We start from the raw sequence: 22,799 nt of genomic DNA on the forward strand, positions 1-22,799 counted from the left end.
GCAGACCGATCGCGGCCATGGGCCGCTCCTACAGAAGGGAGGGGGTACTCACCGCAACAGATTGGAAAGCCTGGCGTCCGGCTTTTCCGCTGCACGAAAGATCAACGCTATCTTGCCGATCTCCTGCACCAGCTCGGCGCCGCTCTTCTCGCACAGTTCGCCGATCGCCCGATGGCGCAGCTCCCGGTCGGTCACCGCCAGTTTCACCTTGATCAGCTCATGGTCCTCCAGCGCCCGGTTCAGTTCCTCCAGTACGCTTTCGGTCAGCCCCTTGCCGGCAACGGTGACCACGGGTTTGAGGTTGTGGCCCAGGGTGCGCAGGGCTTTTTTGCGGTCGGCGGTTAAAGGCATACAATACTCCATCCCCACTGTGTGGGTACCTATGTATGTAGGAGCGGCGGGGCGGCCATCCCGCCCTGCCGCTCCTACAGAATTTGAGGAAGTATTGTACCTGATGGCCCGATCCAAGAGCAGCCACCGCTGGCTGCGCGAGCATTTCAATGACCAGTACGTCAAGCAGTCGCAGAAGGAGGGCTACCGCTCCCGCGCCAGCTATAAACTGCTGGAGCTGCAGCAGAAAGACCGCCTGGTCAAGCCGGGTATGACGGTGGTGGACCTGGGAGCGGCGCCGGGGGGCTGGTCCCAGGTGGCGGCGGAACTGGTGGGTCACAAGGGGCGGGTATTGGCCTCGGATATCCTGGCCATGGACCCGCTCGCCGGGGTGGAGTTCGTGCAGGGCGACTTTACCGAGGAGTCGGTGCTGAACCAGCTGCTGGAGCGGCTGGGCGAGGACCGGGCGGACCTTGTGATTTCCGATATGGCCCCCAATATGAGTGGAGTGCGGGACGTGGACCAGCCCGCGTCTATGTACCTGGTGGAGCTGGCCGCGGATATGGCCCGGCAGGTGCTGAAGCCCGGCGGCGGTTTTGTTGCCAAAGTGTTCCAGGGCGAGGGCTTCGACCAGCTGATTCGCGATCTGCGCACCAGCTACGCCAGTGTGTCGACCCGCAAGCCCGGCGCCTCCAGGCCTCGCTCACGGGAAGTCTACGTAGTGGCGCGGGGCTTCAAAGGCTAGTGCCCTGTTTGGTAATGGATAGGGCGACAGGCGAGACATTCGGTTATTTCTGACCTCAGCTCCCGATATGGTATAAGGGCTTCGCGAACCCTCTCGCCAGGGGCGGGCGCGGAGATACAGATACGCATGCCTATAATGGTGTGAATGCAATTGAACCGGCGTTGGTGGACCTTTGCTCCCGCAGGTCCCGCAGGCCGCCACCGGCGGCGGCCAGAGAGCCGGATAAACGAAGGCAAGAGGGCGATCCTTTTGAACGATATGGCAAAGAATCTCGTACTGTGGTTGATTATCGCGGCGGTGCTGCTGATGGTCTTCCAGAACTTCAAGCCGCAGTCGCGGGATGAGTCCCTCAGCTATTCCGACTTTGTGCAGGATGTGCAGGCCGGGCAGATCAAGAGCGTGGTGGTGGACGGCCTGGTGATTACCGGCGAAAAGGCCGATGGCAACCGCTTCAAGACCATCCAGCCGCAGATCATCGACGACGAGCTCACCAACGAGTTGGTGCGCAGCAATGTGCAGTTCGTGGGCCGCGAGCCGGAGTCCCCGAGTATCTGGCAGCAGTTGCTGGTGGCCAGCTTCCCGATCCTGATCATTATCGCCGTCTTCATGTTCTTCATGCGCCAGATGCAGGGCGGCGCCGGCGGCCGCTCCGGGCCCATGGCTTTCGGCAAGAGCAAGGCGCGCCTGCTGGGCGAGGACCAGATCAAGACCACTTTCGCCGATGTGGCGGGCGTGGACGAGGCCAAAGAGGATGTGCAGGAGCTGGTTGAATTCCTGCGCGACCCGTCCAAGTTCCAGCGCCTGGGCGGCAATATCCCCCGCGGTGTGCTGATGGCCGGCCCTCCCGGCACCGGCAAGACGCTGCTGGCGAAAGCCATCGCCGGCGAGGCCAAGGTGCCTTTCTTCTCTATCTCCGGCTCCGACTTCGTGGAGATGTTCGTGGGTGTGGGCGCCTCCCGGGTGCGGGATATGTTCGAGCAGGCCAAGAAGCAGGCCCCCTGCATCATCTTTATCGACGAGATCGACGCCGTGGGCCGCCACCGCGGCGCCGGCGTGGGCGGCGGGCACGACGAGCGCGAACAGACCCTGAACCAGCTGCTGGTGGAAATGGACGGCTTCGAGGGCAACGAGGGTGTGATCGTCATCGCCGCCACCAACCGCCCGGACGTCCTCGACCACGCGCTGCTGCGCCCGGGCCGCTTCGACCGCCAGGTGGTCGTGGGGCTGCCGGATATCCGCGGCCGCGAGCAGATCCTGAAGGTGCACATGCGCAAGGTGCCGGTGGACGACAAGGTGTCCGCGCAGACCATCGCCCGCGGCACCCCCGGCTTCTCCGGCGCCGACCTGGCCAACCTGGTGAACGAGGCCGCGCTCTTTGCCGCGCGGGCCAACCGCCGCACCGTAACCATGGAAGAGTTCGAGCGTGCCCGCGACAAGATCATGATGGGCGCCGAGCGCAAATCCATGGTGATGAGCGAGAAGGAAAAGACCAACACCGCCTACCACGAGGCCGGTCACGCGATTATCGGCCGCCTGGTACCGGAGCACGACCCGGTGCACAAGGTCACCATCATCCCCCGCGGCCGGGCCCTGGGTGTCACCCAGTTCCTGCCGGAGGAGGACAAGTACAGCATTTCCAAGCGCGCCATCGAATCCCAGCTGTGCTCCCTGTTCGGCGGGCGCATCGCCGAGGAGATGACCCTGGGAGTGGACGGCGTGACCACCGGCGCCTCCAACGATATCGAACGGGCCACCGAACTGGCGCGCAATATGGTCACCAAGTGGGGCCTTTCGGAGAAGCTCGGCCCGCTGCACTACGGCGAGGACGAGAGGGGCCAGCCCGGCGCCGGCAACCCCGTATCCGGCAAGACCTCTTACGAGATCGAGGCCGAGGTACGCCGCATTATCGACAGTTGCTACGAGCGGGCGAGCCAGTTGCTGGAGGAGAACCGGGATATTCTCGAGGCGATGAAGGATGCGCTGATGGAATATGAGACCCTCGACGCTGAGCAGGTGAGCGACCTGATGGCGCGGCGCAAGGTGCGCCCGCCGCGGGACTGGCACGACAACGATTTCAGCGGCGGCAGCGGCCCGGCGGAGGAAACCGACAAGAACCCTGCCGCCGGCAAGGGCAACCCGGTGGGTGGCCCCCTCTCCGGACACTGATCAATAAATGATGAATGCGGAATGCTGAATGCGGAATGGGATAATCCACTCCGCATTCAGCGTTCCGTTTTTTGTATCTGCTTATGAAAATAATTTGCGGCAAACACACCCTGGACCTGTCCCACCCGGTCGTCATGGGCGTACTCAACACCACACCCGATTCCTTCTCCGACGGTGGCAACTACTACGCCGGCGGCGCTCTGGATACCGATCTGGCGCTCAGGCGCGCGGAGCAGATGGTGCGCGAGGGCGCGGCGATTATCGATGTGGGCGGTGAGTCCACCCGTCCCGGCGCGGCACCTATTTCCGAACAGGAGGAATTGGGCCGGGTGGTGCCGGTGGTGGAAGCCATTACCGCCGAACTGGATGTAGTGATTTCCGTGGACACCAGTACCCCCGGGGTCATCCGCGAGTCCGCGGCTGCCGGCGCGGGCCTGATCAACGACGTGCGCGCCCTGGAGCGCCCCGGTGCCCTGGAGGCGGCGGTGGCCACCGGATTGCCGGTGTGCCTGATGCATATGCGCGGCCAGCCGGACAACATGCAGAGAGATCCCCACTACGGGGATGTGGTGGCGGAAGTGGCCGCTTACCTGCGGGAACGCCAGAAAGCCTGCGAGGCGGCGGGTATAGCCAGGCAGCGGCTGATATTCGACCCCGGTTTCGGTTTTGGCAAGACCGATGAACACAATCTGACCCTGTTGCGAAACCTGTCCGAACTGGCGCCATCGGATATCCCGTTGCTGGCGGGGTTGTCGCGCAAGTCGATGATCGGCCGCCTGCTGGGCCGGGAGGTGGACCAGCGCCTGCCCGGCAGCCTGGCCCTGGCTATGCTCGCCGCCCAGCGCGGCGCGCGGATACTGAGGGTGCACGATGTGGCGGCCACGGTGGATGTGTTGCGGATGCAACGGCTGGTGGATAACCCGCAATAATCTTCGGGACTCGGGACTCGGGTATCCTGCTCCCCTCTCCCGCTTGCGGGAGAGGGGTTGGGGGAGAGGGGCGGGCCATGGCCCGCTGTAGGGAAAAAGAAGACGGAAGAGAAGTAATTGATGACAAGACGATATTTTGGCACCGACGGCATCCGCGGCAGGGTGGGTGAGGGAGTCATCACTCCGGAATTCATGCTGCGCCTCGGCTACGCCGCCGGCAAGGTCCTGGGGGTGCAGAAAGGCGGCGGCCGCTCGCGCATCCTGATCGGCAAGGATACCCGCGTGTCCGGCTATATGTTCGAGGCCGCGCTGGAGGCGGGCCTGATCAGTGCTGGCGTCGACGTGGGACTGCTGGGGCCCATGCCGACCCCCGCCATCGCCTACCTGACCCGCACCTTCCACGCCCAGGCGGGTATCGTGATCTCCGCTTCTCACAACCCCTACCAGGACAATGGCATCAAGTTCTTTAGTGCCGAAGGCGGCAAGCTGCCGGACAATCTGGAGCTGGATATCGAAGCGGCGCTTGAGCTCCCGATGATCACCTCTGAGGACCTGGGCAAAGCCTGGCGGATCGACGACGCCGTCGGCCGCTACATCGAATTCTGCAAGGCCTCCACGCCCTGGGGGTTCTCCCTGGAGGGGATCAGTCTGGTCCTGGATTGCGGCAACGGCGCCACCTACCATATCGCCCCCAAGGTATTCCGCGAGTTGGGGGCCGAAGTTTCCTCCATCGGTGTCAGTCCGGACGGGATCAATATCAACCTGGATTGCGGCTCCACCAAACCGCAGCAGTTGCAGAAGGCGGTGCTGGAACAGGGCGCCGACCTGGGTATCGCCTTCGATGGCGACGGCGACCGGGTGCTCTTTGTGGACAAAAATGGCGAACTGGTGGACGGCGACCAGCTGTTGTTCACCATTGCCATGCACCGCCAGCAATTCCTGGGCGGCTGCAACGGTGTGGTGGGCACTCAAATGAGCAACTACGGGTTCGAATTGGCGCTCAGGGAGCGGCAGATCCCCTTTGCCCGCGCGAAAGTGGGCGACCGCTATGTGCTGGAGATGATGCGCGCCAACGGCTGGGCCCTGGGTGGCGAGTCCTCCGGACACATCATCTGCGCCGATGCCACCACCACCGGCGACGGCATCGTTTCCGCGCTGCAGGTACTGCGCGCGATTTGCGATTTCGGTGAACCCTTGCACCAGCTCAAGGGGCGCATGAAAATGTTGCCCCAGCACATGATCAATGTCCGTCTGGCGGGCCGCAACGGTGTGCTCGAACACCCGGATGTGGTCGCCGCCGTTGCCTCTGCGGAAGGGGAGCTGGCGCACCGCGGCCGCGTATTGCTGCGCCCCTCCGGCACGGAACCGCTGATCCGGGTCATGGTGGAGGGGGAGGACGCCGCCCAGGTGGAGCAATTGGCCGGGCAGATCGCCACGGCGGTAGAGCGGGCAGGTGGTTGATGAATGATGGGCGCGAATTCGTCTTCTATCTATGGCCGCGATCCCGCTCCCAGTGGGCACCGGAGTCTGATCGCGGCCATGGGCCGCTCCTACAGAACTGAGTTACACCGCGCATTCATCATTTACATCCCCCGCCAATGCCGCTAAGATTTGCGCCCCTTGGAAGGAGCACGTATGCGTACGCCGCTGGTAGCAGCCAACTGGAAAATGAACGGCAGCCGCGAGTTTGCCGAACAGTTTTTCAAGGGCCTCGACCTGGAAGGGGTCGCTGCCCGGGTGGCTATCTGTCCTCCTTTCCCCTACCTGCCGCTGCTGGCGGAGAAGGTGGGAGAGCGGGTCGCAACAGGGGCGCAAAACCTCAGTGAGCAGGCCAATGGCGCCTTCACCGGGGAGGTCTCCGCGTCCATGCTGGAGGATTGGGGTGTCCGCTATGTAATCGTGGGACACTCGGAGCGACGCTCTCTCTACGGAGAGAGCAGTGAATTGGTGGCGCGCAAGTTCGGCGCCGCCCGGTCCGCGGGTCTGATTCCGATTCTCTGTGTGGGCGAGTCCCGGGAAGAGCGGGAGCAGGAGCGCACTCTGGAAGTGATCGATACGCAGCTGCACGCGGTTGCCTCGATCAACGGCGGCGATTGCTGGGAAAATGCCGTGATCGCCTACGAGCCGGTCTGGGCCATAGGTACCGGAATGACAGCCACTCCGGAACAGGCACAGGGGGTCCACCGGTTTATTCGCGGCCGTCTGGGCGAGGCCGGGGCCAAAGTGCAAATACTCTATGGCGGCAGCGTCAAGAGCGGCAATGCCGCGGCGCTTTTTGGCCAGGCGGATATCGACGGCGCACTGGTGGGTGGGGCCTCACTGGATGCGGAAGAGTTCTCCAGGATCTGCCGCGCCGCACAATGAGGCCGCAGCGGAAACAGAATTTTTAGCAACAGGGTTGATAGAACCCGGGGAAAACAGGTTTCCTGTCAATGGAAAAATTGGTTTTAGTCGTACACGTCCTGACCGCGCTCAGCATTATCGGTCTGATTCTGCTGCAGCAGGGCAAGGGCGCAGAAGTGGGCGCCTCCTTCGGCGGAGGGGCCTCGGGCACGGTATTCGGCAGCGCGGGTAGCGGCAACTTCTTTTCCCGCCTAACCGCCGTTATGGCCACCGTGTTTTTTGTGACCAGTTTCGGTCTCGCTATACTGGCGCGGCAGAGCGCGGACGCCAATATCGACGCGGACCTGCCGGAGATTCCCGCGGTGGTGGAGCAGCCCGGCGACGTGCCGGAAGTGCCGGAGGCGAATACGCCGGAAGCCGGCGCCGATATCCCGCAGCTGGATGCCCAGCCGGCGGATGAGGTACCGAGTGCCGAGGACGTCCCGGCCGCTGAAGAGGAGGAGGCCCCCGAGGCCGACGAGCAGCAGTAACAGTTTTTTGCCCAGGTGGTGGAATTGGTAGACACGCTATCTTGAGGGGGTAGTGAGCATAGCTCGTGCGGGTTCAAGTCCCGCCCTGGGCACCACATCAAAGTCTTCAGGACTCTGAAGCAACACGTAAAGCCCCGCACTGCGGGGCTTTCGCGTTTCTGAAGTACAGATTGGCCGGTAAGGAAAAGATGGCCTACTTTAACTTCAACAACAGGTAGGCTCGTAGTTGAACTCAAAGAGCGTAGAGGGCGAGATTGCTAGGGTCACTCTATGCCGATGGCTCGCATTGCCCCAATCAGATTGCTAATGCTTTCCGCGTCCGGGGTGCGCAGATGAGCGATCGCATCCCGTACGCGCTTAGCGCAGACACAGGCTCTGATCGCATGCTCCTCGCGACGGGAGGTTGTTGGCAATCCTCCGTTCTTACTCATGAAGTTGATATCTGAATACTCTAGTTCGTCCGGATTCTTTTCTCGAACGAATACCCGTGCCTTCTCCCGTGTCTGCGTTGCCAAGTCGATTGTTCCTCGCCCCGTTTTCCAAGGCGACTTCCGCAAAGCACCATCGAGTATCGCGATAACCTCTGGCCGCTGCGCCTCCATCCATGGCGTGAGCGCTTTAAGGCTGGCCCGCCAGAAGCGCTTCCTGAGCCGCCTCTCGGCAACTGCCTTCTCTAGTTCGTCGCCATGCAACCGGAGGTAGGCCTCGCGCAGGGTGTGGGCATCGCCGCCGGCAATCGTTCGGGTGCCGTCGACCCAGGTCTCGTGACGCCAGCGTACCTCGTCGCCCGCAATAAATTCCGGCAACTTGTCTGCCAAGTCCAACCAGTCTGATTCTTTTATTCGCATGAGCTGCTCGGCAAAGAAGACGTCGAATCCAGCAAATTCACTGACGATCGCTTTGTATAAACGGGTTTGTCCTGGGCCTACATTTTCCCCCATGCGTAGCGAAACGTAGGCACCTATTTCATCGGCGTTCAGGCCGCCGTCGAACACAAGAAGCTCCCCGGCACCGAGCCGCTGCGGTCGGGTCAACTCTTCAGCATGCAGAGTCACCAGCAGTCGGACGATCCCCTCGCTGGCCCATTCAGCGGTCTCGGCAAATGCCAATGCATAGGCCTCACAACTCTTCCGTCCGGCTTCGGTCTGCGGGTCCAGAATAACAACGGTCGGCTGTTCATCCTTTACTATTGCCAGAGCCTGGCCGATGATCCGATCGAAGCCTGCAAAGTGGCCGGCGAGGTCGCTGGCGATGTCAGTATGGTCGTATACTTTAAACGTTAGAATTCGATGTCGCACACCTTCGCGTACTGCGCGCTTGACGCCCTCGCGAAGCAGATTTTGTGTAGTAATCGGCGTGTTGATCACAACATTGCGCGATCGGCCAAGGGCTATGATCAGGTCATCAACGAATTTCGCCGGTCCCGGTAATGACCAATAGAGCCCGGGGTCGTATTCATTGGCCCGGGTCATACCTCTTCTCCTTTTGCGCCGTCGACCAGGCCGCGCAGGGCGACTGGTACTACCCACTTCCCGTCACCGCCTTGTTGAAGAATGCCCATCCAGAAGGCCACCTGGACATCAGTGAGTTCAACCCTGCTCTCACGCAGAAAATCGATCAATTCGCTGTCGAGCTCAACGAAGCCGTTGCGCACCTGGGCACGCTCACCGGTGAGCAAAGTAACGGCCAGTTGCAGACCCTCGCGGCGGGCCTCACCAAACGCCTTTGGCATTCCAATCGTGTTATATATCGCCGCTGCGGAGCCTAAATGCTTCTTGGCAAAAGCTGCAGCCTGCGCGTTGACCTGGTTAACCGCAAGGGTCGGACTGTAAATTGCGGTGACGCCATTGGTGAAGCCTGCGCTTGCCTCTATGATTTGTGCAATGGCTTCCTGGTTATCCGCCAGCTTGGGGTTGTCGGCGTGATTGCTGGCGTGGAGGTACAGCGCGTCTGCCGACCAGGGCGGCACCACGACCGGCTCCCAGCCCAGTCCATCAAACTTCTGCGCGTCGACTTGTGCGCGGAACGCATTGGCCATGTCAACGATGCGCTCCGGACCGGCCAGGAGCATGACGCGAATATCGTACTGATCGCCACGCGCCGCCTCAGCAGCCAATTCGCCCAAGGCCGCAGGCTCCCAATCGCAGGCGCGGATGAACAACAATTGTGGGCGCTTGTCGCCGGCTGGTTTGGCTTGCTCGGCACGGATATCGTTAATTCGCCTGCGCAGGTGGCCGAGGCACAACCTCGCCTTGCGGCCCTCAAGTTCCCACACGGCCGTGCTGGCCCCGTTCAGTGCGCGAATGCCGGTCAGGTCATTGCCGACAATGACGGGCATTGGCCGCCCGGTCCGCCCATTCTGCATGAAGTTGCGTAGCCAGCCGACGGGCATCGGGAACAGCTCATGCTGTCGCTGACGGCCGCGGTCGGTTAGGTCGAAGAACGCGCGGCGCTCGCCATAATTACGTTTGCTTTCTGGCATCACGCTGGCCAGTTTGGCCAATTCGCGATCGATTTCTTCCTGGTTGCCGATCATCATAGCGATGTTCGGAGTGCGCAGCATGTATCGCCCGTTGGCCATTAACTGGGTCACGTTCAGCTTGTCCATTTCATCCAGCAGCGCGTGATAGGTTGCCGGCGCCGTCCCCTCAAATAGTTTTGGCACCAGATCTTGACATAAACCGCGCACCTCCTCGACATTGAGTCCCTTCTGTATACCGGCCTCGTTATCGCTGTGCCAAGCATCTGCTAGCATCAATGCAATGGCCTTGTAGCGCTTGTCGAGTTCCAGGCTCGCGCCGAATTTTGCCCGGAAATCGTCGATTAGCTGGCGGGTAAGTTCCACCTCTTCCAGCGCCGTTGTCGAAATTGTGAATGGTGGCGGGGCGCTCTGGCGATCATTTTCCAACCGCTCGATCAGGCGCTTCAGGTACATTTGAATCAGCGCCGGATAGGCGTTGCATACCGCCATGATACGCATTGGCACATCTCCGGCGTCATCTTCAAATCGGTACCCGAGGGCGTGGAGCGGCTTAACGACCAACTCTTGCCCGAGTCGGATATCCTCCGGCTCGGTCCAGGGACGCAATGCAATCGACTCGGCGCGATTAAAAATGCTGTTCGAGCGCTCGGCTTCGATCCTGGCAACGTCATGCAGGCCGGCCAGCACAATCTGGATATCGCAATGCGGGCGCAACTCATCGGCGAGGGCGCCGAGGCGTTCAACAAAGCCGTGCTCTCCAGGTGACAGTGCGATTTCCTCGGCCATCATCCTATCGACCTCGTCAAGCAGCAGATACAGCCTGGAAACGCCGGATTCGGCGATGTGTTTGCGCAGATGGTTGACAAAATCCTGCACTTTGCGCGGGCGGGCGATAGCTGGAACGACTTCGGCATTGACTAACGCGCCGGCGAGGGTTTCCCACGCACTCATTCGGTAGTCCATGCGCTCGATCGTCTTGTAGTTGACATACACTGCATTCTCAGGCTGTTCCACTTGGCGCAGCACTTGGTGCAGGATCGATGACTTGCCTAATCTTCGTCCGCCATACAGCACCACTAGGCCAGATGCGTTGCGGATGCGGTCCAATTCTTTAGTGCGACCAAAAAATAGTTCACGTGGCACTGCGTTGCCGAAATCGTTGAAGGGGTTACAACTGTATGTCAGCACACCTACCTTGATCAGTGCTTCGCGGCGCTCGCCTGGATGCAACGCTGCGAACACGACCGAGGCCTCGTCCACGATGAGAATGCTGCGCTCGGCGGCGATTCTCGCCCGCTTTTCCAGACTGAGCTTTCGCCGCGCAAACAGCACGACTGGGAAGTTATTATCGCCGTAAGCAATGTTCTGAAGCGCATCAACGTTTGGAGTGTTGCGTACAATCGCGCCGCGGATATAGCGTGCTTCAGAGCCGATCTCGGGCGGAACGAATAATTCTTCGCCCGGCCGTGCGGTCAAGTCGAATGTGCTCGGTGCAATATCGAGAATCGTCACCCGCCTCTGGGTTCGGCCGGCAACGCCGTGCAAAGGAATTGTTGGCAGCTCATCCACGCCAATCCGCTTGAAGAAGCGCTGCATTTTATCAAGATTTTTTTCGTGTGCGCCCTCGAACAGCGCGTCATAGTCTTTGAGCATGGCCAGTGCTTCGCGGCGTTCTTCGTCGCTCAGCTCTGCCAAGATCTTCGGCTCGCCAACAGCGCGTTTTCCAGCCAAGGCTTCCTTAACGGCATCGAGCAAGCCTACACCGGTGCCACAATGGTCGGCGATCTCATCTATAGTCCGCTGGTACCTGATCGCTAGGTGTTCGTCGGTCTTGAGTCGCTCTGGAAGCTTCTGGTGGTTACGAAGGCACAGCACCGCTTCGTCCGCGGCTCGTAAGTTGGCCGGGCTCGGCTCGCGCAAAAATGCCCGAACACGTGTAATGTCGCCTGGTGTGACTCGACCCTCGGCTTCCAGCTCTTCCACGTCTGTCGCAATTTTATAGCGTGTCTTGCTGAATTCACCGTGCAGTTTGCGGATGACGTTTTCCTGTAGTGCGGCCTGCGCCTGGGGGAAGTCCGGGTAGCGGAGTACCCCAGGATTTTTTTTACCGAGTGGCCGGCCATCGGTAATGGAATTGCTGAGGGCAGCGATGTTGCGCTGCATCTCATCTGCTTGCGCTGGTTGAATGGCGTCAAACGCCGCTGCTGAGGTGACCTGCGCACGTGCCTTTTGCAGTTCGGCTTTGAGCGCGTTACTCGCGCGCTCATATGTGATTTTGATTTCTGCCCGACGTGGTGATTTGGTCGGCAATGCAGACTCCAGGTAGCTCACCGGCAGCATCCTACGCTTGTTTAGGTGCCGCTGCAGCGCATAGTCGACGGCTTCCAGATAGCTATCCTTGTCATTGTCGACAAGGCCTTGCTGGTTCTCTTTCTCTGCCCAGTAGGCGACTGCGGAAAAGACGTCCTCTGGTCGGCACAGCGGCGACGTGCCGTCGTCGACTGAGTCCAACTCCGGCATTAGGTCGGCATCGAGCGGAAGGTCCAGCAGGGCACGCTGGATAGTGGTGATCACGCAGGCAGGCGATGTTGCTTCTTCATAAAGCCTGAGCAGGCATTCGAAGCCCCGCATGGCAGCCAGGCGATAGAACGCGTCCAGAGAGGTCTCTTCAGGCAGGTCGACAATACATTGGCGAGCCGCTTCGAGGTACCGATGGAGCCCTTCAAGGAAGCGGCCGACGCGCGGATCAACTTTGCCAGCTGCATCGGATTCGGCGAGGCGCAGGTACTCCTGCACGAAGTCGCGCGTACGCAAGATGTTGGTGACCGTGTCATTACGCTTGGAGCCATCCGGGCGCCCGTGGTTGCCAGTCCGAGTCCATGCTTGGTCGATAAACTGGCCAGGGCGCTCGAACACCTTGCCAAGTGTATCAAACAGCACACGAGCGCGAGCTGGCTTGTTCTTGGCGACCGCCTGCACACACTGACCAATCTCGGTTTCATCAGAGTAAATGTGGTTGTGCATCACGGTAAAGCCAGTGTGCTTGAAATTCGAGTGAATTGCCGAGTCCGTTTCCCAGGTCCGGGCTCGGGCCACCAGCCGTTCCCGCTCCCGCTGCCGTGCATTTACTTCGCCGATTTTTACCGCCAGGAAGTTTTCGCTATTCAAGCTGTAGCGCAGCTGGTTGTGCTCACTATCCGCAAGATAATTCACTAGAGCATTAAGTGGTGCGAAGCCCGACAGACGTTCGCCGAGTGCTGCACCCCAATCCACGTGGAAATCCCGATTGCCTAGTAGGACTGATGCCAAGCCCGTGGCCAGAAACGCCGCTGCGGGATATGCCGGATTGCACGGGACAGACGGTAGCGCTGTCTCAAGTTGGAACACCCGGCGGTGAACGGTTTGCATCGACTGCGCGTAGACGCCCTGGCAGTCCATGGCTTCCAGTACCCGAACCAAGCCGCCGACCAGCGGCATGTGCGCCGCCGTATCGTCGTCGTCAATTTCCTGTAGGTGGCGTTTCAGCGCGTAGGCCTGAACGTTTGCAAGGCCGTAGAGCCTTGTCTCGGTCAGCCGGCACAGCACATCCATAACCGTATCGAAATCCACTTTTTCGCTGACTAGCGCTTCGTCTTCCTCGGCGTCGCTTTTGCTCTCTTCGTTGAATTCACCGTCTGGCGCGGCATCTACTTTGAGGCTGTCGTCTTTCCGGACTGGTTCGACCGCCGGGGCAGCAGGAGCCAACTCCCGTTCGCGCTCCGTCGCCGTACCGAGTGGCGCTGAAATGCCGTCGGCGGCAAATGCCGAACCTGCATCTCGCACCGCGGCCAATACATCCTCGCGTGCCTTCAGCACGGCATCGAACGCTGCGTTTTTCTCCTCGGTTTGTGCACGCCGTTCTAGCAACGAGGCAGGCTCTGGCTGGGTTTCCAGCGCACTTAATGCGGCAACGGCATCAGTCAGCCGCTGCAACGGCCCCTCCATGGTTGCAGCAGCCGATATGACTGCGTTGTGGCAGTCGTCATCGGTTTCAACCACCTGCAGGACTGGCAACTCGCCTAGTTCACGTAGCGGCTCATAGGCCTCTATGATCTGGCGTTGGGCGGCGCGCCGCTCCGCCAAGCGTCGTTTACGGGCGTTCTCTTCGCGCTGGCGACGCTCTTCCTCGGCCTTGCGTTGCTCTTCCTGAAGTCGCGCCTGTTCTGCCGCCTGCCAGCGGGCTTCGACCTCGCGCGCTCTCTCCGCTTCAGCTTCCTGTTTGCGACGGGAGATGATCTTGCTGTGATCGGCCACTAGGCGATCCAGCTCATTGGTTAGCTGACTCACGTTCGCGTTAAAATCCGGTCCGCCCGGCACGATCAGGCTAGCGAGACGAACCAAAGTTGGGCTTTCATCGGAAGGTATGATGTTCTCGCGCGCTGCAACTGTTTCGTCAAGTGGAGCCTCTACTTTAGCTTGGTTTGGACCAGCGCTATACAGGTCAAGTCGACAACCCTTATAGTGGTCTTTTTCTCGCGCCCAGCCTCTAGTTGCGTGCTGAAACGCCTTTTTGCAAGTATCAAGGTAGAGCTTGGCCTCACGTACCATCGGCCCGCCCATGTCTGCCAATGTCGGCTCGATTACCTCCCGCCAGGTTGGTTCGGGGAACTGCGCGACTAAAAAAAGCAACCAGGCTGCCAAGGCGTCGTGATCGGTGCGGATGGCGTACCGCGCCAGCTCAGCCATGATGGTTCTATCGTATCCGAAGGTGCTGACCTTCAAGTTGGGATTTTCATCTCGCATTACCGGGATGAATTCGCTCTGCAGTATTTCGACCAGTGGCTCGAAACTGAATAATCCCAACTCCCGCTTGAGCGAGTTGATCGCCACGACGGCCTGGGGGATATCCAGCCAGTCATGGAACATATTGACCAGGCCATTGGCCGACCGCTCGACCGGCAATGGGTAACGCTTCTGCTTGAGCATGCCGATGCCGGCGCGCACCATGCGCCTCGTCAAATTTGTCTGGAACACTATTTTGGCGTCCCGTGCGAAAGGTGGCACGGCTACCCGGACGTGGGTCTTCCGGGCAATCATACGCGTGAACAGCTCGAGGTACTGGGAGGAGCTTGTAAACAGGAAATACGGTACCTGCTTGCCAAGCTCCTTGTCCGCCAAACCCACAGTGGTCTGTACGACGTCGTTTGTTGGTGCGGTCCCGGTTGCATCTTCGGCGGTAATCTCCGCGGGTGCAGCAGCTGTCGTAATGGTCTCACCTTTGGCCAGCACTGCTGGTGTAGCCGGGGCAATCCTGCGCATGACGTCGGACGATACAATCGGTCTTGTGTTATTGGCGCCCGATGCTGAGCGCACCGCCATGGAGAGGCCCTTCAAGGCGTGGTGCGTCGGCGATACACGGATCTGTTCAATGCAGGGCGCCTCTGTGCTCACATCGTAAGGCTGCACTTCGTGCCCGCCAGCAGCCTCCGCGTCTTCTTCGTCGCGCTGGCGGCGGCGCTCTTCGTCAATTGGAAAATCGATGTCTGGAGTCTCAGGGAACCGGATGATGTAGTCATGAACCTTCCGTTCATAAAAGAGGGGCGCGGGAAGCCCTGTCGCTTCGGCGTAGTGCGCGTGGCCGGCACGCAGCGCATTGATCAGTATCGCGTACTGTTGCGGGTCGACTCCCGGCTGTGCCTGCAATACGGTCAGCTCTGTCGGAGCTGGAAGAGTGCCCTCCTTGGTCGGCGGCGTCAGCAGCGACTCCTTGTAAAACACGGAGTCCGAGCATGGCTGCATGCGCGTGGTTGTGCGGTAACACGAAAATCCGCGCAGACTCTGGTTGGTCGACGGATAGCCCCAGGACGATATGAAGTGTCCACAGCCTATTGCATCTCCTTGCAGGCTCGACACCTCGACGATTTGCTTGGCGGTCGTGAGATAGGTGACAGTCTTGTCGGCACCTTCATCGTGACTATTGTCCGCGACCTCAAAGGCTTCCGATACCTGGGTGCGCAGTTTCATAGTGTTGGTGGCGTCACGGCGCAAGCGGATATAGGTCATGTCCGGAAAGGCGGACAGAGGAGTGCTGCCGATACTAGGCAGATGTGGACCGTTCAAGTCGCTGTCACGAATGCCGGTCAGAAGGTTGCGGGTGCCACTCCAGTCGATCACCACGACCGCCTTACCGCCACGATCTTGCAGCTCAATTAGTTGGTCGCGCACCACCTCCTGAAATTGATCACGATTCCAGCTTCGAGCGCTATCGCCGAGCACCCGCTGGCTACCCAGCCATTGCAGGGCTTGGTGCAGTGGCATCCATGTGGATGCCTTGAACCGCTTGCCGTCTTGGCAGACGTAGCGCAGAGTCACTGTACCCGTTTTGATCTCGAGACAGCTGAACAGGGCAAACTGCACTCGCTGCTCGCCGCTACGGAAGCGCTCCAGGCTCCGCACGTATTGGATGCCGAATACCCTGTCTGGCCGCTGCTCAGCTTGTTCCTCGCTAAAAATGCGCGCCACCGCATCGCTAGCGTTGAACATTACCCCGCGGTGACCCAACAGCACATCGCGAATCGCGCTTTGAGCGCGTTGTGTGAAGTCTTCTAGACGGCGATCTTCGCGCTTGCCTTCATTGATCGGTAGCAAGTACTGAACATTCGCGCCGGCAGCAGACCAGGCATGAATGCCGGCATGCATGTTGACCCGATCTTCGGGCTTAGAGCCAACAAAATCCGGGGCGCAGACCACCACGGCCAGCGGGGCGTCATCCATTCTTTCGCGCACCAACGTAGTTTCCGCTGCCCATGCCTTTACCCGGCTTTCAAACCGCACGGCAGGCTTATCGTTTGCGCAAGGCAAGTCTTGCTTGAGGCCATGTACCTTATTCGGTAGGGGCTGGCGGTGCACCACCACGGCATCCTCGAACAGTTCTCTGGCGGCGGCTGCGACCAGGCCCTGTTCGTGCTCTGTGCCCCCGTAGAGCCAAAGGTTGAGCGCCTGATTTCCGTGAATTGCGCGGATTGCCCTGCGGTTTTGCTCCCGGAATGCGATCAGATCCTTGGGTACACTAGCATCGGGACGCTCATCGGTATCATCCAGCAGTTCAAACAGATGACTCTGGACGTCGTATTCGCCGAGCCGGTCGCGTTTGACAATAGGCTGCTTGATCGGCTGCTTGAGCCGTGTCATGCGCACCGCTCGATAGGGCACGCCAGCCGGGTCAAGGATGGGCTTTAAGGCTGCTCGGACGCCGTCGACGAGAATCTTCTCGTCCCCTTCGTACACCGTGCGGTTGTCCATGCGGTTGTAAAGGTGTGTGGTTTGGGCAATGCCGACCCACCACTCGTTCGGCTCGGCACAGTGGCGCCGCGCCACGGCGTCCTTGACCGTCTGCGGCAGGGCATCGCCGGCCAGACGCTGAAACGGCACGTAGTCATCCTGGAACTCCCAGACGTTGTCGGTGTTCGGGCGAATGGTGATTTCGGTGATCGGCTTGCCCGGCGCATGCACATAGGCAGACGCCCCACGCTGTCCCCAACTCTTGGACTCGGGCTCGCGGTTTGCCCAGACTCGGCGCTGAGCATTGATTGTCAGGTAGACGTCGCCGCCAGAAAAAGGCAGCTGCACTACGGCGATTCGCGCCGCCATCGAGTACAGTTCGTCACGCCCGCGGCGGCTCACTTTTTCGGTGTTGTCGGGAGCCAAGGTGCGGGTGGTATCCACAGTGAGATGCTGCTGCGGTGTCATTAGCTCAATCACGCAACCGCCTCGGCTATCCGGGCGATTGACGCGTAGGCACGGCGAACAGTCCTCAAACAGGGTTTCCCCGTCGAGGCGCTCGGCCAGGACCGCGGCCAGCAGGTCGTAATCCAGCCGGCCCTGGTCAGAAACCAGGCTGTTGGTACGTTCAGTCACCTCAACCTGCTCGGGCGCTATGGCCGTTTCGATGCGGGCGACAACATCGTCGACGGGAACCTCGTTGTACGTGGCCCATGGGTCGACCGCATCTTGCACCCAGCGGCGGACCAGAGCCGCCACCTTCTCCCGCAGCGCCACAATGTCCACCTCACTATCGGCAAGCAGAGTGAACGCGGCCCGGTCGGTGCTGCCGAGCTCGCTCTCGACGCGGATCACACACTCTAATTCAAAGCGCAGCGCGGTGCGCAACGTTCGGGTTGGCAGGTTCTTGCGCGTTTCCCGGTTCTGCTGGGCGAGTTCCTCGAGGTCTGCCACGGCCTCGCGCAGGGCATCTCCAAAGCGTACCTCCAGGACCGTCTCCTGGTGCCGCTCCAGCCAATCCCGGCTGAGCTTGAGGCCCATCAGTACAGGCTGGCGCGCGCCGCGCTGCGACTTGCGGAGATATTTGATTTCGTCAGACATTGCGATCTTCCTTGGTATCTATTGTTTGCAGATTGCCTATCGCATTCAGCGGTACCGAAAACGGCAGGTAGAGGTTTTCATAGCATTCTCTGATCGCGGCATTCGGGTGGTTCAGGCAATCCGACAAGATTTTTTGCATCATCACGAGCATGGAACTCGACGCGTCATCAACCATGCCTCGGGCGGATTCCGGCGCCCAGGCGGCGTCAACGAAATACACGTACGCCGGACGATCGCCGCGCATGGCGCGGCCGATCGTCTGCAGGATCATGATCATCTGGTCGGCCACAAAGGGCTCAGCGTACTCGCCGAGCCGACTAGCCGACAGGGGGCGGCGCAGAAGGTGCTTGATCAGTCCAGCGGTGCGGTAGCGCCGGGCTTTCAGCGACTCGATCGCGCTGGCAGTGTCTGGGTATACCTCCTGATCGAACTGCTGGGTGGCGCGCCCGACAATACCCTGTATCAGTTCCAGCGACTCGGCACGCGGGTGCGGACGAGTCAGGAAGTACAGTGAGCCGATCATGGCCTGGGAGGCTCGCGGCCCGACGGGAAATACGATGTTGACTCCACGTCCGATGGCGGCCATTGGGAAGATCAACAGCTCCCATTCGGGGTCCTGCCCCAAGGACTCGACCTCAGCTGCGGTCAGCGCGGCATCGTCGGTGGCACCGTGAAATGTGGACTGCGACACGTAGCGGGTTTTCGTGCGCCAGGTCGGGTGGTTTGCTGTGATGTGCTGATAGAGCATTTCGCACTGGTCGTACGAGTTCACCACGAACCCCGCTCGTCTGGGAATGCCATGCTGGACGTCGTTGTGCACCATGTCCACAGCCACTCGCGCCGCCTTTCCACCGCGAAGCAGACGATCGACCATCGCCTTTAGGTTTTCGGTCTGGCGATTGACGCTGGTGCCGGAAAACCGTAGTTTTCGGGAGCTGTCGCGCGGGTCCGTTTGCGGTAGAAACATGTACTTCGAATCCGCCCAACCCTGACCTGCGTTGGGCCGGCGCAGTACGTAATGCGGCCCGTAGGCGACATTAAAGCGCGGGCTCGGTTCAAGTAGCGAGGTGGCGCTTGTCATCAACACGGCCAGGCCGTTGCCGTGCTGAGACAGTAGCTGCATACGTTCGGCCAGCAGGCGCGGTGCTCCTCTAAATCCGACTTGCTCCACCTCCACGTTACCTTCCGGTGTAGTGACGAATCGCACCCCGCTCAATCGGCCGATCAAGGCCTCCGGCAAGATCGCCTGGGTGTCTTTCTGCATCCTTCCCTCGAACACGTTGTCCGAGACATAGCCGTCTGCATGCATCTGGCGCAGGTGTGGCGCCAGCCCAAAATGCTGCAGCACGACCATCGACACGGCCACCAGCAGCGCACATCGGTGGAGTAAGATGGCGTCGTTATCTGCCGGCTGGAGGCTCGGGGTGCGCTTGATCACAGTCATCAGACCCTCGACTGCTCCAAGGCTACCCCGGGCGTCCCAGTCGCGGATGGCCGCGATCAGATCGTCGTAATAAGCGCGCAATTCAGCGACGCTGACGCCGAGTTCGGGCGCGCCCTTGTCGATTAGTCGCTCAGCCTCGATTTCGGCCGGTTTGTCTTGATTCTCGCCCTGTTCGTCATCTTCAGTGACAGGGGCGTGTTCTTCGATGAAAGCGACCCGCCTGGCCGCATTGTCCCAGATGTGTTCAAACGTCTGGCGGCGAGCATAGTGGGTAGCGCGGGCTTCGAGGCTGGTGAATTCATTTTCAGGAAAGATGTCCGCGATAAGTGACATCGAGGTGAGCAGTTTCTTGTCGTACGCGACTCGGATGTTTTCCGGGAAATGTGTGATTCGGGAAATCAGCCGGTCGCTCGCGATGCCGAACCGCGCAGTCATGTTCATGAATTTCGGGATGTCGTTGGCCGCCTGGAACGCATTGTTGCCACGGGCTGATGCGGCGTGCAGATCATTGATCAGCGTTGCCCACAGGCTGTTGCCGCTGCCGGTGATTTTGGTTACTGGCGTACCTCGGTCATCGAGACTGGCCTGCGCTTGGTCAGCCTCATCCACCACCAGCACGTCAAAATAGCGGGCGACGTGCTCGAAGTGCGCGATGTGCTGCTGACCGTAAAGCAGCGAGACCTTGCGGTCGAGCGACAGTACGTGTCCGGCCCAAAGTCGCTTCTCTGCAAGACCGCGTTCGGCACGCTGGTAGCCACAGACCGATGCCAGCGCACAGCGCAGTGCCTTCTGATCGGCCGTCTCACCGGCCTGTAGTAGGCCGCTGCAAGGCGGATTGCGGTGCGGGAAGGGCTCCTCCTCATCAGCGGCGAACCCGGCCAGGGCACAGTTGGTCGCAAACAGCGGCGCGATGTGCTCCCGGGTGATACCCATGCCGTTGTTCTGTCCGGCCATGGACTTGGCGAATCGGCGCACGTGGCGCTCGCGGGTCATTTCGCCCTGCCCGTACATCAGGCCCACTTCAACGCCATACGGGGCGAGCCGCTCGACAAAGCTCGAGGCCACTTCAATGGAAGGAAACAGGAAGCACGCGCGGGCGCCGTGCCGGTGCAGGTAAACCGCAATCAGAAACAGTAATGTGGTCTTGCCGGCGCCCGGCAGACCAATCAAGTGTTTGACGCCCACAAACTCAATCCCGTCGACCCGCTCCAGGCCGTCTGATCCGAGCGTTACCAACTCCGCTGTGGGCTTACCGTCTCCATCGTGTAGGCGCGAGAACCACTGGCGCCCGCCGTCCGCCTGGCGCCCCGCTTCTCGGTCGCAGGTATCCATGTAGTTGGCCGTACCAATCAGGTCCCGCCAGTAAATCGTACCCGGCGGCGAGGGGGGGTGGTCGGTCAAATGGGTCGGAGAGTCCGGCGGCACGAACCCCAGCGGCTCAATTCGGGTCGAAAAGTTCTTCTGGCGGTCATTGATTTCCGCTGCAATGAGCGGGTTGTGGGTCGGTGGCAGCTCCCGCGCGCGCGGGCCCAGCGGCGTCACCAAGCGATTGATGGCCTCGGTAACATCTGCTGGCGGAATGGTCGTCCAGGTCGACCGGAAACGCAGGTCCTCATCCAATTGAAAACGGCGTGTCACCCCGTAGTCTCGTGGCTGTTCCTGATAACCATCGCGTACGCGCACGGCGAATTCGTTGCGGCTGTGGTGCCGATTATAGCGATCGACGAGGATCTCCATTTCCCGGCGGGAAGCCGGCGCGATGCCCGACACGCGTAAATTGTCGATGGCCTGGGCAAGGTTCGGGGACAGGGTTCGCCTAATCGATTCGAAGCCGGCGAGTAGCGGAATGAGATCTGCCAAAGAGTTTGACCCGTAAAGCTCCAGTGCCGTGAGGCACAGGTAATTCAGCCGGTCATTTGCATTGTAGGGCGTCAACTCCTCACGCATGCGTCTCCCCCAGCGGCATCAGGACATCAGATACAGCCATAAATGCGAGCTCAGGTCGCTTTGCCGCCTCGCGTAGCCGATCGAGGTAGCCGGCATTGGCATCCACCAACCAGTCCGGCACCACCACCCACTTTTTTGCATAGTAGGCGAGACCACCGATAGATCGCCGGAAGCGCTGCCCTAGCAGCTCCGGACTGCGGTATGCCTTGAGATCTATACCGATGTCCCCGACAGCAAGGTCGACCCGGTCGAAGTGGGGGTAAAGTTCAACGTCATCGCGGACTTCGCGTACCGCATCGTATAGGCGGATTTCGTCAATACCCGGTTCGACCCAGTACTGTCGTATACCCCGCTTCAACCGCAAGGCCTCTTCGATCGGGATTTCCCGCCGTACCTCCGCGCTCAGTGTGACCGCACAGGCCAGCGTCCGACAGGTCAGCGGTCCGTTCACGGCATGTATGGCGTTGCCACAATGGGCGCACTGCTGCAAAATGCCCTTGGTGCTCCAGCCATAGGGCACCGGTTCATAGAAATCATGGGTAAACACTTGGTAGAGCCGCGATGGTGCCGTCACCGCAAAATTTCGCTGCTCTTCCACTGTGCACACTGGATTTCGAACGACAAACTCTCGGATCTCCGTATACCAGCGTGCCCCGCTCGACTCGGCCAGTGTGTTCAGCGCTTCGCGAAAACGACCGAACAGGCACTCCTCGGTGGCAGCTGTCTCGCCGCTCCAGCCGGCAGCGAGCTCCTCGCACTCCGGCGTCGGAATTCCAGTATCCTGGTACAGTAAGACGAGATCTTGGAGCCCTGCCGACACCACGACCGGTACCGGTAGCCAGGTTCCCAGTGGACGCGTGCACAGGCTCAACAGTTGATGGATTTCAGCGCTAATATCATCGAGCCCGGCGGTCAGGGCGGCACGCGACACCGCGGCCATCGCCCGACGATCTTCGTCTTCAAGGCCCACCGGGATACCCCGTGCAATGTTGTTGCCGGAGACCATTCGATTTTCTAGCAGGGCTTGGCGCGACTGGCGCACCACCAGCGCGGCCAGTTGGCTCGCTAGGTCCGTCCGCCGTCGCGCGTCCGGGGTCTTATTTTCTCCAGTCGCTGCAGACTCAATCGCCTTTAGTATGTCCAGCCAAACCGAGTCCGGCATGACTCGAAAGTTGTCTGAGTCCTCCGGCATTCGGTACGCTTTCATGATCTGCGGCGCAACCCCAACCTGATCGGCAAATTCATCCCAGGTCATCTTACCCATGCGTGCTGATAGGGTGTCTTTCGCGGAGTCAAGCCGATCTTTCTGTGACGTGCCCATATTAGAATTTTGATTTCCCATTCATTATTTTGTTGGTATGCATTGTGTGCCACTTGTGCAAAACCTGCAACCAAAGCGTGACGGCGGTTACAGAAAAAGTCGCGACTAGATCACAGTGACGCCGCTTAACTACAGGCGACGAGACTGCTGATCTCAAGAAATTGGTCAATATAAATCAATAGGTTAGTAAAATTGTTTTCA

At 60.3% G+C, this 22,799-nt stretch carries 11 protein-coding genes and 1 tRNA gene; 7 read left to right on the plus strand and 5 right to left on the minus strand.

What is annotated here, in order from left to right; all coding sequences use genetic code 11:
- Positions 1–48: 48 nt before the first annotated feature.
- Positions 49–351: a YhbY family RNA-binding protein gene (locus ACRC0P_RS13375; RefSeq protein WP_438631725.1), complete on the minus strand. Its 303-nt coding sequence runs from the start codon at positions 349–351 to the stop codon at positions 49–51.
- A 103-nt stretch (positions 352–454) separates the two neighbouring features.
- Between ACRC0P_RS13375 and rlmE the strand changes: the two genes are divergently transcribed.
- From rlmE to ACRC0P_RS13410, 7 genes are all read left to right on the plus strand, one after another.
- Positions 455–1,075 (plus strand): 23S rRNA (uridine(2552)-2'-O)-methyltransferase RlmE, encoded by a 621-nt coding sequence (gene rlmE, locus ACRC0P_RS13380; protein WP_438631727.1) that lies wholly within the window; start codon positions 455–457, stop codon positions 1,073–1,075.
- A gap of 258 nt (positions 1,076–1,333) precedes the next feature.
- Positions 1,334–3,241, plus strand: a complete 1,908-nt coding sequence (gene ftsH / locus ACRC0P_RS13385) for an ATP-dependent zinc metalloprotease FtsH (RefSeq protein ID WP_438631729.1) — start codon at positions 1,334–1,336, stop codon at positions 3,239–3,241.
- A gap of 83 nt (positions 3,242–3,324) precedes the next feature.
- Positions 3,325–4,170, plus strand: a complete 846-nt coding sequence (folP, locus tag ACRC0P_RS13390; protein ID WP_438631731.1) for a dihydropteroate synthase — start codon at positions 3,325–3,327, stop codon at positions 4,168–4,170.
- Positions 4,171–4,290: 120 nt separating this feature from the next.
- Complete coding sequence (gene glmM / locus ACRC0P_RS13395; protein WP_438631733.1) at positions 4,291–5,631, plus strand: phosphoglucosamine mutase; 1,341 nt, start codon at positions 4,291–4,293, stop codon at positions 5,629–5,631.
- A gap of 174 nt (positions 5,632–5,805) precedes the next feature.
- Positions 5,806–6,534 carry a triose-phosphate isomerase gene (gene tpiA, locus ACRC0P_RS13400; RefSeq protein WP_438631735.1) on the plus strand — a complete coding sequence of 243 codons (729 nt, stop codon included), beginning with the start codon at positions 5,806–5,808 and terminating at the stop codon, positions 6,532–6,534.
- Positions 6,535–6,602: 68 nt separating this feature from the next.
- Entirely contained in the window at positions 6,603–7,043 is a 441-nt protein-coding gene (gene secG / locus ACRC0P_RS13405; RefSeq protein WP_438631737.1) for a preprotein translocase subunit SecG, read from the plus strand.
- Between the two features lie 9 nt (positions 7,044–7,052).
- A tRNA-Leu gene (locus ACRC0P_RS13410) sits at positions 7,053–7,138 on the plus strand.
- A 168-nt stretch (positions 7,139–7,306) separates the two neighbouring features.
- Here ACRC0P_RS13410 and ACRC0P_RS13415 read toward each other — a convergent pair.
- Genes ACRC0P_RS13415 through ACRC0P_RS13430 form a run of 4 tightly spaced genes read right to left on the minus strand, consistent with a single transcriptional unit; the run spans position 7,307 to position 22,532 of the window.
- The gene (locus ACRC0P_RS13415; RefSeq protein WP_438631739.1) at positions 7,307–8,515 is read right to left on the minus strand and encodes a hypothetical protein; all 1,209 of its coding nucleotides are present in this window, start codon (positions 8,513–8,515) and stop codon (positions 7,307–7,309) included.
- On the minus strand, positions 8,512–17,886 hold the full coding sequence (locus tag ACRC0P_RS13420) for an RNaseH domain-containing protein (protein WP_438631741.1): 9,375 nt from the start codon (positions 17,884–17,886) through the stop codon (positions 8,512–8,514). The genes ACRC0P_RS13415 and ACRC0P_RS13420 overlap by 4 nt, the downstream gene beginning before the upstream one ends.
- A complete protein-coding gene (locus ACRC0P_RS13425; RefSeq protein ID WP_438631743.1) occupies positions 17,879–21,277 on the minus strand; it encodes an ATP-binding protein in 3,399 nt (1,132 codons plus the stop codon). The genes ACRC0P_RS13420 and ACRC0P_RS13425 overlap by 8 nt, the downstream gene beginning before the upstream one ends.
- Entirely contained in the window at positions 21,270–22,532 is a 1,263-nt protein-coding gene (locus ACRC0P_RS13430; RefSeq protein WP_438631745.1) for a hypothetical protein, read from the minus strand. The genes ACRC0P_RS13425 and ACRC0P_RS13430 overlap by 8 nt, the downstream gene beginning before the upstream one ends.
- Positions 22,533–22,799: the final 267 nt, after the last annotated feature.

This window comes from Microbulbifer sp., from assembly GCF_051659245.1.
In the GTDB taxonomy this organism is placed as follows: domain Bacteria; phylum Pseudomonadota; class Gammaproteobacteria; order Pseudomonadales; family Cellvibrionaceae; genus Microbulbifer.

Excerpts from the sequence above, each read along its gene's own strand:
- ACRC0P_RS13375 (WP_438631725.1), bottom strand. The coding sequence starts at position 351 with ATGCCTTTAACCGCCGACCGCAAAAAAGCCCTGCGCACCCTGGGCCAC.
- rlmE (WP_438631727.1), top strand. The coding sequence starts at position 455 with ATGGCCCGATCCAAGAGCAGCCACCGCTGGCTGCGCGAGCATTTCAAT.
- ftsH (WP_438631729.1), top strand. The coding sequence starts at position 1,334 with ATGGCAAAGAATCTCGTACTGTGGTTGATTATCGCGGCGGTGCTGCTG.
- folP (WP_438631731.1), top strand. The coding sequence starts at position 3,325 with ATGAAAATAATTTGCGGCAAACACACCCTGGACCTGTCCCACCCGGTC.
- glmM (WP_438631733.1), top strand. The coding sequence starts at position 4,291 with ATGACAAGACGATATTTTGGCACCGACGGCATCCGCGGCAGGGTGGGT.
- tpiA (WP_438631735.1), top strand. The coding sequence starts at position 5,806 with ATGCGTACGCCGCTGGTAGCAGCCAACTGGAAAATGAACGGCAGCCGC.
- secG (WP_438631737.1), top strand. The coding sequence starts at position 6,603 with ATGGAAAAATTGGTTTTAGTCGTACACGTCCTGACCGCGCTCAGCATT.
- ACRC0P_RS13415 (WP_438631739.1), bottom strand. The coding sequence starts at position 8,515 with ATGACCCGGGCCAATGAATACGACCCCGGGCTCTATTGGTCATTACCG.
- ACRC0P_RS13420 (WP_438631741.1), bottom strand. The coding sequence starts at position 17,886 with ATGTCTGACGAAATCAAATATCTCCGCAAGTCGCAGCGCGGCGCGCGC.
- ACRC0P_RS13425 (WP_438631743.1), bottom strand. The coding sequence starts at position 21,277 with ATGCGTGAGGAGTTGACGCCCTACAATGCAAATGACCGGCTGAATTAC.
- ACRC0P_RS13430 (WP_438631745.1), bottom strand. The coding sequence starts at position 22,532 with ATGACCTGGGATGAATTTGCCGATCAGGTTGGGGTTGCGCCGCAGATC.